The following is a 16781-nucleotide window of genomic DNA, read 5'->3' on the forward strand; positions in this document are numbered from 1 at the left end:
CACTCTTCTGTACCAGGAGCAGATTTTCTGTCTGGTTCTCTCCTCATAGGGAGCACCACTTGTTTTCTCTTCTATCACTGATTCAATTACTGCGGCACTGTAACGTTTGTAGGGAACAAAGATATCGGGTAGCTCGATATGCATTCTCTTACACTTCTGGCAGCGTAATCTTCTGAGAGAGAAAACCCAGCGTTTCCCATTGTGGTCTAAGAGAACTCTCTTTCTCCGGTCATAAGGTTTTAGTTCTCCTTGGCAGTAAGGACAGTGAATGTTTTCCTCCCCTGTCACTAGAAAAAGTGGTGATTGTTATCCCATTCTTTGGTATAGTGTGATACAATAATCATACCTTTGGGGGGCCTCGGGGAAGTTAGTTATCCATCCTTGAGGTCCTTCTCCTTTCCTCAGTATTTTCCTTAAAGAATTTTCCCTTAAAGATTATTACTCGGACATTATATATGGCAATTTAAAGACAGACAATCTCGGTAGCTTTTGGACATTCTGAGTTGGTAGAAACACTTAGTTAGTTTTTTAGATTTTCCAATCTTTGTTCTTTTCTTTTTTCTGGGGGTTATAAGGGGGCGTTGCCCCCTACTATATTTACTCTTTTTTCTCCTTTTTTCTGTAGAGAAATAAAGGACTTGCAAGAGCAAGCACTGTTCCTATAATAAATATCAAAGATATGGGTCGAGTCAGGAAAATAGCCGGGTTTCCGTGAGAAATTATAAGGGCTGTTCGGAAGTTTCGCTCTACCATTGGCCCTAAAATGAGAGCTAGGATTATTGGTCCAATGGGAAATTGATATCGCCGGAAAAGAAACCCTAATATACCTCCTAAAAATGCTACCCAGACATCAAATAACCGGTTGTTGAGAGAGAAAGAGCCCACTAAAGAAAGGATTAGAATAGTACTCCACATAATGGGTTTAGGAAGGAGAATGAAACCACCGGCAAACCGAGAGAAAATAAAGCCGGTAGCCAAGAAAAATAAGTTGGCCAATATCATCAAGCCAATTACGGTGAACACAAAATCAGACCTATCTCTAAACATAGCCGGTCCAGGTTGGACTCCATACATCATAAAAGAACCGATCAAAACCGCGGTAACTGCATCTCCAGGGATTCCAAGAGCCATCATAGTGGTAAGAGCTCCTCCCAAACAGGCGTTATTAGCAGTACAAGTGGCGACTAAACCTTCGATAGACCCTTTACCATATTCCTCTTTTCGTTTAGAGGCTCGACGAGAAAACTCCCAGCCCAGGAGAGAAGCAATATCTGCTCCAGTCCCGGGGATAGCCCCGATTATAACTCCAGTGACGCTTCCTATAATAGCAGCTGGGAGAGTTTGAATAAATTCTTTAGCATTGACCAACATTCTTCCCAGACTGCTTAGGGTCTCCCTTTTCTTCCCAGATTCTTCTTGAGGTTGATAAGGAGCAGTGGTCATCTGGTAGAAAACCTCCCCTAAGCCAAAGATTCCAATCATGAGAGGAATAAAAGATAAACCAGTAATTAAATCGGTAGAGCCAAAGTTAAACCGAGGGGTGGCTAACATCGGGTCAAGCCCCACCAGGGAAAGAGCTAAGCCAATGAATCCAGTGATAAGACCTTTAACCATTGAAGTCCCGGACACTGCTACCATCATACTTAAGCCAAAAAGACCTAAGGCAAAGTATTCTGCAGGACCGAAAGAGAGGGCAAATCGAGCCAGAGGGAAAGCAGCAACCAAAAAAACTACAATCCCGAAAATTCCCCCGATGAATGAATATAAAACGTTAATTCCCAGAGCTAACCCCGCTTGACCTTTTTTAGCCATGGGGTAACCATCAAAAGTGGAAGCGATAGAAGCGGGAGTTCCGGGAATATTTAAAAGGATGGCTGATATACCTCCAGAAAAAATAGCAGCATTCCAAACTCCTATCAATACTCCCAGACCACTTGCTGGAGGAAGCCAGAAAGTAAGAGGAGTCAGAATAGCTACTGCCATAGTGGCGGTAAGTCCAGGTAGGGTTCCTACCACCAAACCTAAGGTAGTGCCTAAAATCAAGTAAAGTAGAACTCCAGGCTGTAGCACTTGTTGAAAAGCTACTAGCAAATCTTGCATAGTAGATCCCATCCTAATGTTAGTTATTTTTAATTTTAGCTTGTTTAGAAAAGATGAACCTTGAAAGCTTGGGTAAAAAGAATCCAGGTTAAAAAAGTGATTATGGTTGAAGAAAGCAGGGAAGGGAGCACTCGATATTTCATTATTAGTTGGGAAAAAAAGAGAAAAACCAAAGTATTCAGTAAGAAAGAACCCCTTCCCCATAAAATAAGGTATAAGAACACCAATCCTAAAAGGGCTCCTAATCGAAGACCTAACTCTTTGTTCAGTTTTCCCTCACCATAAGTTGGTTTACTTTTCCATCCCTGGTAAGCAAGGATGGCTCCTAAAATTATAAGCCCCGCCGCTACTATCTTGGGAAAAAATCCAGGATTGAGAGCGAAAGTCAACACTCCGGTGGGGAGCCGGTTGGCTCCCCAGTACAGCACTATTCCAAGGACTACAGTAAAGACCCCAAATAGAATGTCTGCCATATATTTTCCTTGTAAGGTTTATTGCTGTTGTCCTAAGGCGCGGGGAATTAACTCCATATACATTTCAAACTGCTGTATAGCAAACTCTCTAAATGCCGGGCCATCCAGAGGAGAAACCTCAATTCCTCTCTCTTCCATTACTTTCTGAAAGGTTTCGGTTTCCAGAGCTTCCCAGAAAGCGGAGGCAATGGTATCGTAAATTTCTTTAGGAGTTCCCTTAGGTAGAGCGAACCCACCCCAGGCCATTACATTAACATTGTATCCTAACTCTTCCGCCGTGGGTACGTCGGGAAAGAGAGAGCTTCTTTTTTCTCCTAAAATGGCTAAAATTTTTAAATCTCCCGCATTGACTCCGGAAAGCACTTCGGCAGGGCTACAGGTAACTGCGTGGATGTGGCCTCCCATTAAGGCGGCTACGCTGGGGGCTGCCCCGTCAAAAGGAACATAAGTAAACGTAGCACCAATAGCTTCTTCCAAAGCTAATCCAGCAATGTGCCAGATGGAGCCAGTTCCAGAGGTGCCTACCAAAACTTCTCCAGGATGTTCTTTGGCATATTCTACAAACTCTTCAAAGGTTTGGTAAGGAGCATCGGAGCGAACGGTAAGAGCGGCAGGAACAATATTGACTCGCATGATGAGGTCAAAATCGTCAGGAGAAATATCAGCATAACCCAACGCTTTCACCATAGCCAGCTCCACCGGAACATAACCTATCGTGTAACCATCTGGTGGGCTTTCTTTGAGTTTCCCCATAGCAATTGCTCCGGCTGCACCAGTGATATTGGTAGGAATGATTGGGACTCCCAAGATTTTTTCGGCTGCTGCCGCCATAGCTCTTCCTACTGCATCTGACACTCCTCCCGGGGCAGCTTGGATGATTAAGGTTATTTCTTTTTCCGGAAAGCTGGCCAGAGCTGGCACCACCGAAACAAAAACGAGAAAAAAAACCATACTCATTAACAAAAAAACGTTTAATTTACTCTTTTTCATAACCATTCTCCTCCCTTCGATTAAGCTAAATTAAATATAAATATGCTTTACAAGCATTATACCATTTTTGTCTTAAAAGACTACCGGAGGCTATGCATAATAGATAGTGTCAACCCATTGTAGGAGTATTTTTCTTTTTCCCTCTGTTATTAGCTTTTGAGGCTCTATTTGTTCAGTTTTAGGTAGTATCATTATTATAAATGGAACAAGTAATCCAGCAAAAGTCTTTAGTTAGGCTTTCTAAGCTCAAGAGAAATTAGTAGCTGGTTCTCTAAGGGAAGGGTAGGAATATTGTCATAGATCTTTCGGAAAAGTTTTTTCTTTCTCTCTCCCATAAGTTGTAATTTCGTTGAAACCAGCTAGTCTTCATAACTTTTATGGAATTCCAGCTGTGGTGTTTCATAAACTTCTGTTTTGTGCAGAATATGGGCAAATTGGCTCATATACAGGTTATAGTAGAAACCTTTCTGTTTTAATAGTTGCACATGGTTGCCTCTCTCAATTATTTCTCCATCGTCTATCACTAATATCATATCGGCTTTGCGGATGGTGCTGAGCCGGTGAGCTATCACAAAACTGGTGCGCCCTTTCATCAGTTTGTAAATGGCTTCCTGGATGTGTTGCTCAGTGCGAGTGTCTACTGAGCTCGTGGCTTCGTCCAGTATCAATATAGCCGGGTCGGCTAATATGGCTCGAGCAATAGCCAGCAGTTGGCGCTGACCCTGACTCAGGTCTCCACCATCTTCGGAGAGAATAGTGTCATATCCCTGAGGCAAGTTTAATATGAATTGTTCAGCATTGGCCAATCGAGCGGCAGCTTTTACCTCTTCATCGGTGGCATCTAATCGGCCGTAACGAATATTATCCTTTACTGATTCAGAAAAGAGGTAGGTATCTTGTAACACTATTCCTAAAGATGAGCGAAGACTTTTTCTCGTAATTTTCTGGATATTATATCCATCTATGAATATGTCCCCACTATCGGGGTCATAGAAGCGAGCGAGCAAATTGATTATACTGGTTTTCCCCGCTCCGGTGGGGCCAACCAGAGCTATGGTTTGTCCGGGATGAGCATGGAAGCTTATATTTTTGAGTACCGCTTCATCTGATTTATAAGAGAATGATACATTCCGAAATTCTACGTCACCTTTGACGCTTTTGAGCTCTATGGCATCGGGAGGATCAGGTGGTTCAGGTGGCTCATCCATTATTTCAAATAATCTTTCAGCACTTGCTATGGCTGATTGGATGGTATTAATCTGGTTAGCTAATTCATTCAAGGGGCGGGTAAATTGTCTGGTATAGTTTATAAAGGCGGCTATGGTGCCTATGGTTATTATTTGTTTAACTGCCAGCCATCCCCCGGACAGAGCTACTATGGCAAATCCTATATTATTTAATACGTTCATTAAAGGTCCCATTATGCCTGAATATATTTGAGCTTTAATGCCCACGTTTTTCAGTTCTTGATTGGTGACCTCAAAACGCTCTATTTCTTTAGCCTCCCGGACAAATGCTTTAACTACTTTTTGTCCCGATATATTTTCCTCGGCAAAGCCATTCAACATACCTAAAACTCTTTGCTGTTCTGAAAAATATCGTCGGGTGTGCCTGGTTACAATGTTGGTGGTGATCAACATTATAGGTACTGTTATCATGCTGACTCCTGTCAGGAGAGGGCTTAACCACAACATTAATATTACGGTTCCTATCAGAGTGATAATACTGGAGAATATCTGGGTTAAACTGGAACTCAGGGCATTGTTTATAAGGTCTATATCGTTTGTTAATCTGCTCATGATATCTCCCCGGGGTCTGGCGTCAAAAAAGCTTACAGGTAATATCTGTAATTTATCAAAGGCATCTTTTCTCATGTTACGTATAGTGAGCTGGGCTACATTAATCATAGTGCGACTCTGTAACCATGTAAATAAGGACATAAGGACGTATATAGCTGCCATAAGTATTAAAAGACGAAATAATCCATTGAAATCGCGGGGAATGATATAATTATCTATGGCTTTCCCTATGAGATAAGGCCCCACAAGGGTTAACACCGATGTTATGGCTACAAGAAAGAGCACGAGAAAAAGTCTTATTTTGTGCTCTGATAAATACCACCATAGTCTTTTTAAAGTATTTTTCGCATCTCTGGGCTTTACGACATAAACTGCATCGTGACGCCCTCCTCCCGGGTTATGCATCTATCATAACTCCTTCTCCCAGTTGTGAATTATATATGTCCTGATACAGGGGGCTGCTTTTTAGCAATTCCTCATGGGTGCCTTCTGCCTCTATACGACCTTCATTTAAGACTAATATTTTATCGGCATCCATCACTGAGCTTATGCGTTGAGCTATTATAAAAATAGTGGAGCCTCTTATAAATTCCTTCAGCGCTTTTTGTATCCGCTGTTCAGTGACTACGTCAACGGCGCTTGTGCTATCGTCAAGTATGAGAATGGGTGGTTTTTTAATTATTGCTCGAGCAATGGCTATTCTTTGCTTCTGTCCTCCTGAGAGGTTGACACCTCGCTGACCTAACTGAGTGTCATAGCCTTCAGGGAAGCTCATTATGAATTCATGAGCCTGAGCTACTCTGGCTGCTTCTATTATTTCCTCATCTGTGGCATCTTCTTTACCCCAGCGAATGTTGTCTTTTATAGTACCTGAAAATAGTATGGTATCCTGCGGTACTATACCCATACCAGACCTCAAAGTGGCTAAATCCATTGAACGCACGTCTCTTTTATCTACCGTCACCTGACCACTGGTAACATCGTAAAAACGGGGTATGAGGTTTACCAGTGTGGATTTACCTGAACCGGTGGAGCCAAGGATAGCGATGGTTTTACCCGATGGGGCATGAAAGCTTATTTCTTTGAGCACCAACTGGTTTTTATCTCCGCTATACCCGAAAGACACATTTTCAAAAGCTACCTCTCCTGAAGATAGAGGTGTGAAATCCGGATTATCGGCGTTTTTAATATCGATGTCCGTATCTAACACTTCGTTCACTCTTTCTGCTGAAGCCGAAGCACGGGAAACAAATAGTAATATGTTACCAATCATCATGAGTGAGAAGAGTATTTGAGTTATATAATTTACAAAAGCTATTATCTCGCCTACCTCCATATTGCCCCGGTCTATATCCCATCCCCCGAACCATAGCACCGCCACAATACTAAAATTCATTATGAGCATCACTATTGGCATCATAGTTATAACAAGGTTAAAAGCCCGGAGAGTGGCATACATGAGTTCATCGTTAGCAGTGGCAAACCGTTTTTTTTCGTGGTCGGCTCTCACAAAGGCTTTAATCAGTCGGATGCCGGAAAGATTTTCTCTGATAACAGCATTGACTCTATCCAGCTTCTCTTGCATGTAAGAAAAAAGCGGTGTGCTTTTTTTCATTCGGTAATAGATAACCGCAGCCAGTAGGGGTATAGATACCGTGAGGATAAGCGCTAATCGGGCATTTAATGATACAGCCATTATTATACCACCTATAAAAAGTAGTGGTGCACGTACCATAATCCTCAACGACATCAGAACTACCGTTTGAAGTTGAGTTATATCATTGGTGAGGCGGGTCACGAGCGATGAGGTCTTAAATCTATCTATGTTAAGAGGCGAAAGAAGTTGAATCTTTTTGAACACCGCAGAGCGTAGACTGGCTCCAAAATTCTGACTGGCTATACTGGAAGCTACCGAACATCCCATTCCGCCGGCCATTCCTATTAAGGCTATGCCCAGCATAAGGACACCAGTATTTAATATGTAAGGTAAATTACTTTTAGCTACACCGTTATCCACTATGCTGGCTAATAAAGTGGGTTGAGATAAATCGCATATCACTTCTATCAGCATTAGAATTGGAGCTAACAGCGCTGCTTTCCAGTATGGCTTCAGATATGATAATAACTTTTTCATTTCTGTCTGCATATGTTTTCTCATCGTTTTATATATTGGTACCAGGTAAATAAGTTCCTCTATGAATAGCTAAGGGAAATACCTCAGTACAGACGATTATATCCTATATTTTGTTTTGCAGTAAGTGGATAAGTGCTCTAAATTTTTGTAAAAGGGAGTCAGGCCACTTTTTTAAGGCAATTCACTCTCCATTTTGTAATCATGATTCTGGCGTATTATCCAGTGTAATTGTTTTAGTTTTTGGTTTCAATTTTTTGCTCTTTTGCTTTTGGCGCCGTAGGCTGTTTTTGCGATCCTCGTGGGATTTTTTTCTTTCTCCCACCCCTTGCGGGCTTCTCCTTTTCTCATCTCTTGCGGAAGGGAGAAAGAAAAGAGTCAGTGGAGAAAGTGCAGGAGGCGAATAAAAAAGAGGATTTCAAGGTGAGAAAAGGAAAGGTCTATTATGCCTGAAATTTAGCGAGACGTTCATCTTCTTACGTCATTACCGAAATCTTCAATCGGGAATCCAGAAGTTTTTTGTTGAGGGGTTTTTTCTCACTCGGTAGATTTTATTTTTAAGTTTTTTCCAGTAAATATCTCGCTGATTGTTATATAATAAATAAAAAAAAGGAAATGAACGAAAGCTGGGAATTATTATCTATCTTTGGCAGTGCTTTCCTGATTGGTTTTTCAGGAGCATTGATGCCCGGTCCGCTTTTGGCTCTGGTTCTTTCCGGGACTTACCAGGTGGGCTATAAAGCTGGACCTCTGGTAGTTTTGGGTCATGGAATTTTAGAACTGGGCTTGGTTATAGTTTTAATGCTTGGTCTGGGGAAAGCGCTGGACATACCTTTAGTTCACCAGGTTATAGGAATAGGAGGAGGGGTAGTTTTATTGTATCTGGGAATAGATATGTTGAGGATGGTGCGTAATTCAGAAACTTTCTCTGTAGAGAATAGCTCAAACTCAGAAGGTGGCCTGGCTTTTAAAGGTTTACTGGTCAGTCTTTCTAATCCTTACTGGATAATGTGGTGGGCTACTGTAGGGTTGGCTCTTCTTCTTTCTGCTACTTCTTTTCCCTTTTGGGGAGTGGTGTTTTTCTTTCTTGGCCATATTCTCTCTGACTTTGTCTGGTATAGCGCGGTTTCTTTTACTTTGCATCGAGGTAAAAACTTCCTCTCTCCCCGTTTTTATCAGTGGTTAGTGGGGATTTGCGGAGGGTTTATGCTTTTCTTTGGTATTTATTTTATCTCAGAGGTGATTCGATAAATGATTAAGTTAATTTTAGAGCCGGTACCTTACCGATATGAAGAGACTGTTTACTTTTACTGGGAGTATGAACTAAATAGCCCTTATCAGCTCTGTTTTATACCCTTTAGGAGTCTTAATAAGTTTTTAGAGGAAATGGTGAGGAGGGAAACTGAAATTCCTGAAAGTATCCATATCATTTTAGAGGACGGAAGAATAAAAATATGGTTGCCGGTTGCCTTTTATTCTGAACAATTATTTAACAAAGTGGAAAATATTTTGAGAGAGAAAATCCGCTCTCTTCTCGAAGATGTTATGTTTTAATGAAATAAAAACCAGATGAACATTGTCCCCCCAAAAATGATGCGATAGTAACCAAAAGGTTTTAGCCCTTTTTCTTTCACAATCCTCAGCAGGAGAAAGCAAGCCAGCAATCCGCTACCAAAGGAAGCCAGGAATCCACTCACCAGCTCCGGTGAGAGGAAGTTTCCCGAAACACTCAAATTTCTAATTCCTAAGATAAATGCTCCTCCAATGGTGGTAGCTGATAAAAAGAAGGAAAAAAGCACCGCTTCTTTTTTTTGTAGCCCGCAGAGAAATCCAGCCAGAAGGGTAATACCTGAGCGGGAAACCCCCGGGAAAAGAGCAAGAGCTTGAGCTACCCCGATTAAGAGAGCTTCCTTTCCAGTCATATTCTCTAAAGTTTTATTACCTCTTTCTTTTACCACTAAAAATATCACACCTAAAATAACTAATAATAAACATATCTCTAAAAAGCTGTTTCTCAAGGAATTTTCTATTATATCTTCAAATAAATATCCCAGTAATCCTGCAGGGATAGTGGCCAGGAGGATATTCAAAATAATGCGGGGCTGACGAAAAGCCCGGGAATAATAAGGTATAAGGTAAATTAATACTGCAAGCCAGGTTCCTCCATGGAGCAGCACATCAAACCACAGGCTTTGTTCTCCCAGATTAAATATCGGGCGAAGAAGAATAAGATGAGCAGAAGAGGAAATGGGAAAAAACTCGGTTAATCCCTGAATTAAACCTAATATAATTGATTGCCCGGTCATAGCTGACTCCTTCCTCGGTTTTGCTTGCTATTCTATAATAGAACTAAAAAGAGAGCAATATCAGGAGAAAAGGAGAAAAATGGAGCGAATTCTTCCGGCTACAGATGAAAACATTAAAAAAGGAGCAAAAATTTTAAAGGAGGGAGGGTTAGTAGCTTTCCCCACTGAAACCGTCTATGGACTGGGGGCTAATGTGTTTTTACCTGAGGCGGTGGCTCGTATTTTCGAAGTTAAAGGAAGACCTCGTTTCGATCCTCTTATTGTGCATATTTCTCGCCATGGGATGGTTTCCCGTCTCTTTAGGGAAATTCCTCCTCTTGCGGAGATGTTGATGGAAAAGTTCTGGCCTGGTCCTTTAACTCTGGTTTTGCCCAAAAAAGAGGAAGTTCCTGATATCGTTACTGCCGGTCTTTCTACTGTGGCTGTCCGCATGCCAGCTCATCCTGTAGCTTTAAAGTTGATAGATTGGGCAGATGTCCCTGTGGCTGCTCCCAGTGCCAATCGTTTTGGACATCTGAGTCCTACTCAAGCAGAGGAAGTGGCTCTTGACTTAGGAGAAGGAGTGGATTTGATTCTGGATGGAGGAAAAACAGAGATTGGGGTGGAATCTACAATAATCATGATAGAGGAGGGAAAGGTCTTTCTCCTTCGGCCAGGAGGGTTGAGTATTGAAGAAATCGAAAAGTGGGTAGGAAAAATCGAGACACCGCCTTCTTCCCCTAAAGTTCTTTCTCCTGGTACTTTAAAGAAGCATTATGCTCCCCGGATTCCTCTTTACCTTTTTGAAGGGAAGATAGAGGATCTCCTCTTGTGTGATCTTTCGGGAATAGCTATTGTTTCTCCTTTTCCGATTGCTGATTCCCGAGAAGAGATAAAGGTTTTGAGTGAGAAAGGGGATATAAGAGAGGTAGCCAGTAATCTCTTCAGTGTTTTGCGAGAGTTGGAAGAAGGTCCTTTTCGGGCCATAATCAGCCTAACCGTAAAGGAAAAAGGACTGGGAAGAGCAATTATGGACCGGTTGAAAAGAGCGTCTTCGGGATATGTTAAAGTGCAAGATAGAAAATTAATCGTGTAATCCTCATGGTATTTATTCCTAATTGATAATTACTTATGCTATAATTCATATTAGTCATAGAGTACACTCTATGACTAATATGAAAGAGGGGTGATAAATATGAAAAAGGCAGTTTTAGCGTGTTTCTTGGTGTTGGTTTTGGTTTTAGGGGGGGTAGCTTTTGGTCAACAGGTGCAAATTCCTCGAGAAGAAGCTCTCTATGTTGCAGGATTTCAGTGGGGTCCTCCTACCACCGATAATCCTTTTACCGGGAGTCCCATGACTTTTGTTTCTAACCCCCGGCAACATATCTGGATTTACGAGCCCTTGTTTACCTATGATGGTCTCTTAACCGGTGATTTTGTTCCCATACTGGGAGAATCGTTCCAGTGGCGAGATGATTTGACTCTGGAAGTAAAGTTGAACCCCAATGCTTATTTTCATGATGGAGAAAAAGTCACCGCTGACGATGTAGTTTATTCCTATAAGCTTGGTCAGAAATATCCAATAGGTTATTCTTCTGTCTGGGATTGGTTGGAAGATGTTTACAAAGAAGATGACCAGACTGTTATTTTCAAAATGAAAGCTGATAACCCCAATAAATTAATGGTGGAAGATGGTTTGGGTGCTGCATACATAGTTCCTGAACATATCTGGGCAAAAGTGGAAGAAGATGCTGGCAATGACATAGCAGAAATTAGGAAATTCGACAACAAAGACCCCATAGGCTCAGGACCTTATCGGGTTTATTATGAAAGTCCAGAAACTATAATTCTGGAAAGAGTTGATGACTACTGGGGAGTGGTTCTCTACGATGGCGAACTGCCCAGACCAAAATATGTCGTTCACCCTATTTTTAAGAGTAATGACGAAGGAAACTTGGCTTTTGAAAATGGAGAAGTAGATCTTTCTCAGCAGTTTATGCCTCGAATCTGGGAGTGCTGGGAAAACAAAGGATTGCCCATTGGAACTTGGTATAAAGAAGTTCCTTACCATATTCCAGCAACTATGCCTTCTCTGTGGTTCAACGTAAATAAACCTCCCTTAGACAATCCTGAACTCAGAAGAGCTATTGCTTACTGCATTGATTATGCAAAGATTTCTGAGCTGGCTATGTCTAATTATTCTCCCAAAGTTGAAGCAAGTCTAATAGTGCCTTATGGTGCACAGGCAAAATACTTTAATAAAGAATTGGTGAAACAAGAAGGCTGGGAATACAATCCGGAAAAGGCAGTGGAAATTCTGGAAGGGGAACTGGGAGCTAAAAAGGGAAGTGACGGAATATATGTGCTTCCCGATGGAACGAGGTTAGGCCCCTTCAAAGTTGAATGTCCGTATGGATGGACAGACTGGAATGCTGCTTTAGAGATAGTTGCTCAATCAGCTAAAGCTATAGGTATAGACATAGAAACTTCCTTCCCTGATGCACCTGTCGCCTACGATAACAGAGAAACCGGTAATTTTGACATGACCATGTGGACACCTTCTGAGCCCAGTCCTGCTCAGCCCTGGTTGAATTTCCAGATAGTGCTTCACTCCAAGGGAGTACCAGAATACGGCAAAATTGCCTACAGGAACTTTGGAAGATATAAAAATGAACGAGTAGATGAGCTTATTGATTTAATACCCACAGTTACGGATGAGGCAGAATTGAAGAAATTGTATGATGAACTGGATAGTATATATCGTAAAGATGTTCCTGTAATACCATTAATGTACAGACCCTGGGTATTCTATGAATACAATGAGACCTACTGGAAGGGATTCCCCAACGATGATAATCCCTATGCTCCAGGTATGCCTGGTGTTGGAGCAGGTATAAAGATACTGTGGCATATTGAGCCCGCGAAATAACCTTATTTTTAAAGCCCGTGGAGGTTATTTCTCCACGGGCTTTAAAAATACAATACTTAATCCGAGGTAGCCCGATGAGGAAATTTACCAGGTACATTTTGCAGAAGTTTTCTTGGTATCTTCTGGCTTTTTTTCTTGCTCTGTTTTTAAACTTTCTTCTTCCCCGGCTCGTTCCGGGAGACCCCATATCAGTGTTAGTTTCCCAGATGATGTCTGGAGCCGTGACCAGCGAAGCACAAGAGAGAGTTTATCAGTCTTTCATACAAGAGTTTGGACTGGATAAACCGTTTTTTGTTCAATTCTTTACCTATGTTGGAAATGTGTTCAAAGGTAATCTGGGGACCTCCTTCAGTCTTTATCCTCTCTCGGTCAATAAGATAATGGCTGATGCTCTTCCTTGGACGCTTTTTTTACAATTTCCGGCCATAATTGTAGGATGGATAGTAGGAAACTTATTAGGAGCTTTTGCTGCCTATAGAAAAGGAAATTTTGACAGGATTTTATTTCCTGTTGCATTATTTATCAATTCTGTGCCCTATTACTGTCTGGCAATTATTTTATTGTACGTTTTTGGTGTGTACCTGCGCTGGTTCCCTATAGGCGGGGGATATAGTAGAACTCTACTTCCTTCCTGGTCCTGGCCATTTATAGTAGACGTATTGCACCACTATTTTTTGCCTTTCATATCTATAGTGCTGGTGACAATCGGTGGGCAGGCTATAGGAATGAGAGAGATGGCCATATATGAGCTAAATACCGATTATGTTACATATTGTAAGATGCTAGGTATGGGGGATAGGAAAATTCAAAGTTACGTGTTCAGAAATGCAATGTTACCCCAGATAACCGGTCTTGCTATCAGTTTAGGAACCATGGTGGGAGGGTCGTTGATAACCGAGATTGTGTTTGGATATCCAGGAATAGGATCAACGCTATTCAATGGAATAAGACGACTTGATTATCCTCTGATTCAGGGCTCGACTTTGATAATAGCTTTAACGGTATTGGCGGCGAATTTCATAATAGATATAGTCTATGGCCTGATAGACCCTCGGATTAAAGCTGCGCAGGTTGAGGGAAGCTGATATGGAAACTCTGAAACTACTCTTTAAATCTCCAAAGTTTATAGCAGGATTGGGTATTTTTGTTTTTTTGTTTTTAACTGCGTTTATATATCCTGCAGTGGTCGATAAAAACCCCTTTGAGATGGTAGGACTCATGTATGAAGCCCCCTCTTCAAGATATATCCTGGGAACAGACAATTTTGGAAGAGATGTATTTGTGGAGCTGATACACGGAATGAAGACCTCTCTGATAATAGGTTTGTTTGCAGGGGTGATAGCTACAGCTATAGGAGTAACCATTGGTCTTTTTGCCGGGTATAAGGGAGGCACTGTAGATAACATTTTGAACTCTATTACCAACATTTTTCTAGTTATACCACCATTTGTCATTTTGATACTGATAACTGTGAGTCTTCGCAGTCGGTCCCTTGCTGTGATGGGGCTGGTATTGGGGATTACTTCCTGGCCCTGGACGGCCCGGGCAGTAAGAGCCCAGTCTATGAGCTTAAGGGGTAGAGAGCATGTCGATATAGCAAGACTCAATGGGGCGAGCGTTGTAGAAATAATAATAAGGGAGATCATGCCCTATATTTTGTCTTACATATTTATGGCTTTTGTTCTCCAGGTGGCAAGCGGAATTCTTAATGAAGCAGGTATAAGTATGCTGGGGCTTGGCCCCAGTAATGTGGTTTCGCTTGGTACTATGTTATCCTGGGCTCTTTTATTTGAGTCAGTTAGATCTGGGGCGTGGTGGGCTTTTGTACCCCCGGCTATAACCATAGCTTTAATAACTTTCTCTCTGTATTTTATGAATACCGGGATGGACGAAATTTTTAATCCCCGATTGAGGAGCTAAAAGTGGAAGAATCCAGGAAAATAATGCTAAAAGTAGATGGCCTCAGAGCATATTATAAAACAAGGTCAGGAGAGCGCATCAGAGCAGTTGATAATATTTCGTTTAACTTGATGGAAGGGGAGATATTAGGCATAGCGGGTGAATCGGGTTGCGGCAAATCAACACTGGCTATGGCTATGTCCGGTCTTTTTTTACCTCCCCTGACTTATGAAAGTGGTTCGGTGTTTCTGGATGGCGAGAACATAATAGGCAAAAAAGAAGAAGAGTTGAGAAAAAAAATACTGGGGAGAAAATATTCCTATATACCTCAGAGCGCCATGAATGCACTGAATCCCACTTTAAAAATTAAAAACTTTGTTATAGACCTTTTAAAAGAGCACGATCCTCGTATGAGCAAAAATAAAGTTTTAGATTTAACTACGGAAAGGTTTGAATCGCTTTCTCTGCCTCCCTGGGTGATAGACCTCTATCCTCTGGAGCTAAGCGGAGGCATGAAGCAGAGAGTAGTGATAGCGGTGTCCACGCTTATGAATCCTAAAGTGGTAGTGGCGGATGAGCCCACTTCTGCTCTGGATGTAACCTCCCAAAAGATTGTAATAAAATTGATAAAAGAGCTTTTTGATGAAGGGATAGTTAAAAGTGTGATATTTATAACTCACGAATTGCCTATATTGAGGCACGTATGTGACAGAATAGCAGTAATGTATGCTGGAGAGTTTGTTGAAATAGGGGAAACTGAAGGTATAATATTTAATCCTATTCATCCTTATTCTCAGGCTTTAATGCAATCTATATTGGTACCGGAGGTAGGAATAAAAGGTAAAAAGCTTCCTAGCTTGCCAGGATCTCCTCCTGATTTGAGAAAACCGATAAAGGGGTGTAGATTCGCTGATAGATGTTATTTAGCAATAGAAGATTGTAGAAAAAGAACCATAGGCATGGTGGAGTTTGATAGTAGAAAAGTGAGATGTATAAGGGTGGACCATATCAAGGCAAAAGAGGAAGTGGTACCTCATGTCCAGCAATGATGAAATAATAAAAACGGAAAATTTAACAAAAGTTTTTGGGAGTGGCAAAAAAGCTATAAAAGCAGTAGACGACGTTAGCATTTCCATAAAAAAGAAGGAAGTTATTTCTTTAGTGGGACAAAGTGGAAGCGGAAAGACCACTCTTGCCAGGATGCTTCTCAGACTTTTAAAACCGACTGCAGGGAAAATAATATTCGAGGGTCAAGATGTTACCAATATTGAAGGAAAAGAGAAAAAGGCCTACTGGAGGAAAGTGCAGGCTATATTTCAAGATCCTTATGCTTCTTTTAATATATTTTCGCCAGTTAAAAAAGTATTGTTAGACGCTTTCAAACTGTTTGACAATAAATTTACTAAAGAAGAGAAATGGAGAATGGTGTGTGAATCTTTAGAAGCAGTGAATTTTAGACCGGATGAAGTAGCAGATAAATTTCCTTTTGAACTCAGTGGAGGACAAAGACAGAGAGTAATGATAGCCAGAGCTCATCTCATAAAGCCCGAGCTTTTGATAGCTGATGAACCCACTTCTATGATAGACGCTAACTTGAGGTCAGGGATACTGGAGCTATTGTTGGACTTAAGAGATACGGAAGGTACGACAATAATGTTTGTTACCCATGATTTAGGTCTGGCGTACTATGTGAGCGAAAGATTATTGATTATGCATGAAGGAAAAATTGTAGAAGAAGGAGAGGCTGATAAAATAATATCTGAACCTGATCATCCATATACGAAGCAGCTAATGGCTGACGTTCCTAAATTATCCGAGGAGTGGCTATTAGAATAAAGTGCAATAAATGAGAGAGGAAAGAGTGCGATTATTTCTAATCGCTTCTCGTGTTTTTATAGTGTAATTGTAAGGATTGTGTATTCCTCCCCGCGGCAATTTCGGGGGTTTATTGTAAGTCAATCTGCTTGTTTGAGTGGTAATCTATCTTTTAAAATTTATTCAGACTTGTCAAAGGAGAGATTACCGCGTGGCTACGCTTTTTGTAACAACTAAAAAAGAGCTTCTCTCAAAGACAGGAAAAGAAGCTTTTGCAAGGACATAAGAGGGATTGAAAAAATAGATTTCATAAGGTCAAGGGTAGGATTTTATTGATTATATAAAAAGGGAGGAATATTC

The 16781-nt window shown here is 41.2% G+C and carries 15 protein-coding genes; 8 read left to right on the forward strand and 7 right to left on the reverse strand.

All coding sequences use genetic code 11. The annotated features are described in order from the left end of the window. The 6 genes from GXZ17_RS09440 to GXZ17_RS09465 all read right to left on the reverse strand — a co-directional run. Positions 1 to 288 (reverse strand): DUF6431 domain-containing protein (locus GXZ17_RS09440; protein WP_409377037.1); only part of this gene is annotated, 288 nt, incomplete at its 3' end. A 309-nt stretch (positions 289 to 597) separates the two neighbouring features. Further along, positions 598 to 2100, reverse strand: a complete 1503-nt coding sequence (locus GXZ17_RS09445; RefSeq protein ID WP_409377038.1) for a tripartite tricarboxylate transporter permease — start codon at positions 2098 to 2100, stop codon at positions 598 to 600. 44 nt (positions 2101 to 2144) lie between these two features. Continuing rightward, positions 2145 to 2573: a tripartite tricarboxylate transporter TctB family protein gene (locus GXZ17_RS09450; RefSeq protein ID WP_409377039.1), complete on the reverse strand. Its 429-nt coding sequence runs from the start codon at positions 2571 to 2573 to the stop codon at positions 2145 to 2147. An 18-nt stretch (positions 2574 to 2591) separates the two neighbouring features. Further along, positions 2592 to 3563 (reverse strand): tripartite tricarboxylate transporter substrate binding protein, encoded by a 972-nt coding sequence (locus tag GXZ17_RS09455; RefSeq protein WP_409377040.1) that lies wholly within the window; start codon positions 3561 to 3563, stop codon positions 2592 to 2594. A 359-nt stretch (positions 3564 to 3922) separates the two neighbouring features. Further along, positions 3923 to 5767 carry an ABC transporter ATP-binding protein gene (locus GXZ17_RS09460; protein WP_409377041.1) on the reverse strand — a complete coding sequence of 615 codons (1845 nt, stop codon included), beginning with the start codon at positions 5765 to 5767 and terminating at the stop codon, positions 3923 to 3925. Further along, the gene (locus tag GXZ17_RS09465) at positions 5760 to 7496 is read right to left on the reverse strand and encodes an ABC transporter ATP-binding protein (RefSeq protein WP_409377042.1); all 1737 of its coding nucleotides are present in this window, start codon (positions 7494 to 7496) and stop codon (positions 5760 to 5762) included. Before GXZ17_RS09465 ends, GXZ17_RS09460 begins: the two co-directional genes overlap by 8 nt. Positions 7497 to 8108: 612 nt before the next feature. On the opposite strand from GXZ17_RS09465, the gene GXZ17_RS09470 reads away from it, so the two are divergent. Together GXZ17_RS09470 and GXZ17_RS09475 are read left to right on the forward strand one after the other, a co-directional pair. Beyond that, positions 8109 to 8744, forward strand: coding sequence for a LysE family transporter (locus tag GXZ17_RS09470; protein WP_409377043.1), 636 nt, complete (start codon positions 8109 to 8111; stop codon positions 8742 to 8744). Further along, complete coding sequence (locus GXZ17_RS09475) at positions 8745 to 9047, forward strand: hypothetical protein (RefSeq protein WP_409377044.1); 303 nt, start codon at positions 8745 to 8747, stop codon at positions 9045 to 9047. Here GXZ17_RS09475 and GXZ17_RS09480 read toward each other — a convergent pair. After that, positions 9044 to 9799, reverse strand: a complete 756-nt coding sequence (locus GXZ17_RS09480; protein WP_409377045.1) for an undecaprenyl-diphosphate phosphatase — start codon at positions 9797 to 9799, stop codon at positions 9044 to 9046. The genes GXZ17_RS09475 and GXZ17_RS09480 overlap by 4 nt on opposite strands. 79 nt (positions 9800 to 9878) lie before the next feature. Here GXZ17_RS09480 and GXZ17_RS09485 point away from each other — a divergent pair, with 79 nt between their 5' ends. The 6 genes from GXZ17_RS09485 (at position 9879) to GXZ17_RS09510 (ending at position 16442) form a co-directional block, all read left to right on the forward strand. Continuing rightward, positions 9879 to 10874 carry an L-threonylcarbamoyladenylate synthase gene (locus GXZ17_RS09485; RefSeq protein ID WP_409377046.1) on the forward strand — a complete coding sequence of 332 codons (996 nt, stop codon included), beginning with the start codon at positions 9879 to 9881 and terminating at the stop codon, positions 10872 to 10874. A 99-nt stretch (positions 10875 to 10973) separates the two neighbouring features. Beyond that, positions 10974 to 12707: an ABC transporter substrate-binding protein gene (locus GXZ17_RS09490; protein WP_409377047.1), complete on the forward strand. Its 1734-nt coding sequence runs from the start codon at positions 10974 to 10976 to the stop codon at positions 12705 to 12707. A 74-nt stretch (positions 12708 to 12781) separates the two neighbouring features. Next, a complete protein-coding gene (locus GXZ17_RS09495) occupies positions 12782 to 13792 on the forward strand; it encodes an ABC transporter permease (protein WP_409377048.1) in 1011 nt (336 codons plus the stop codon). Position 13793: 1 nt separating this feature from the next. Further along, positions 13794 to 14627 carry an ABC transporter permease gene (locus tag GXZ17_RS09500; RefSeq protein ID WP_409377049.1) on the forward strand — a complete coding sequence of 278 codons (834 nt, stop codon included), beginning with the start codon at positions 13794 to 13796 and terminating at the stop codon, positions 14625 to 14627. Positions 14628 to 14650: 23 nt separating this feature from the next. After that, entirely contained in the window at positions 14651 to 15655 is a 1005-nt protein-coding gene (locus GXZ17_RS09505; protein ID WP_409377051.1) for an ABC transporter ATP-binding protein, read from the forward strand. Further along, a complete protein-coding gene (locus tag GXZ17_RS09510; RefSeq protein ID WP_409377050.1) occupies positions 15642 to 16442 on the forward strand; it encodes an ABC transporter ATP-binding protein in 801 nt (266 codons plus the stop codon). The genes GXZ17_RS09505 and GXZ17_RS09510 overlap by 14 nt, the downstream gene beginning before the upstream one ends. Positions 16443 to 16781 lie beyond the last annotated feature (339 nt).

The organism is Candidatus Sordicultor fermentans (assembly GCF_012728195.1).
GTDB lineage: Bacteria > Atribacterota > Atribacteria > Atribacterales > Caldatribacteriaceae > Sordicultor > Sordicultor fermentans.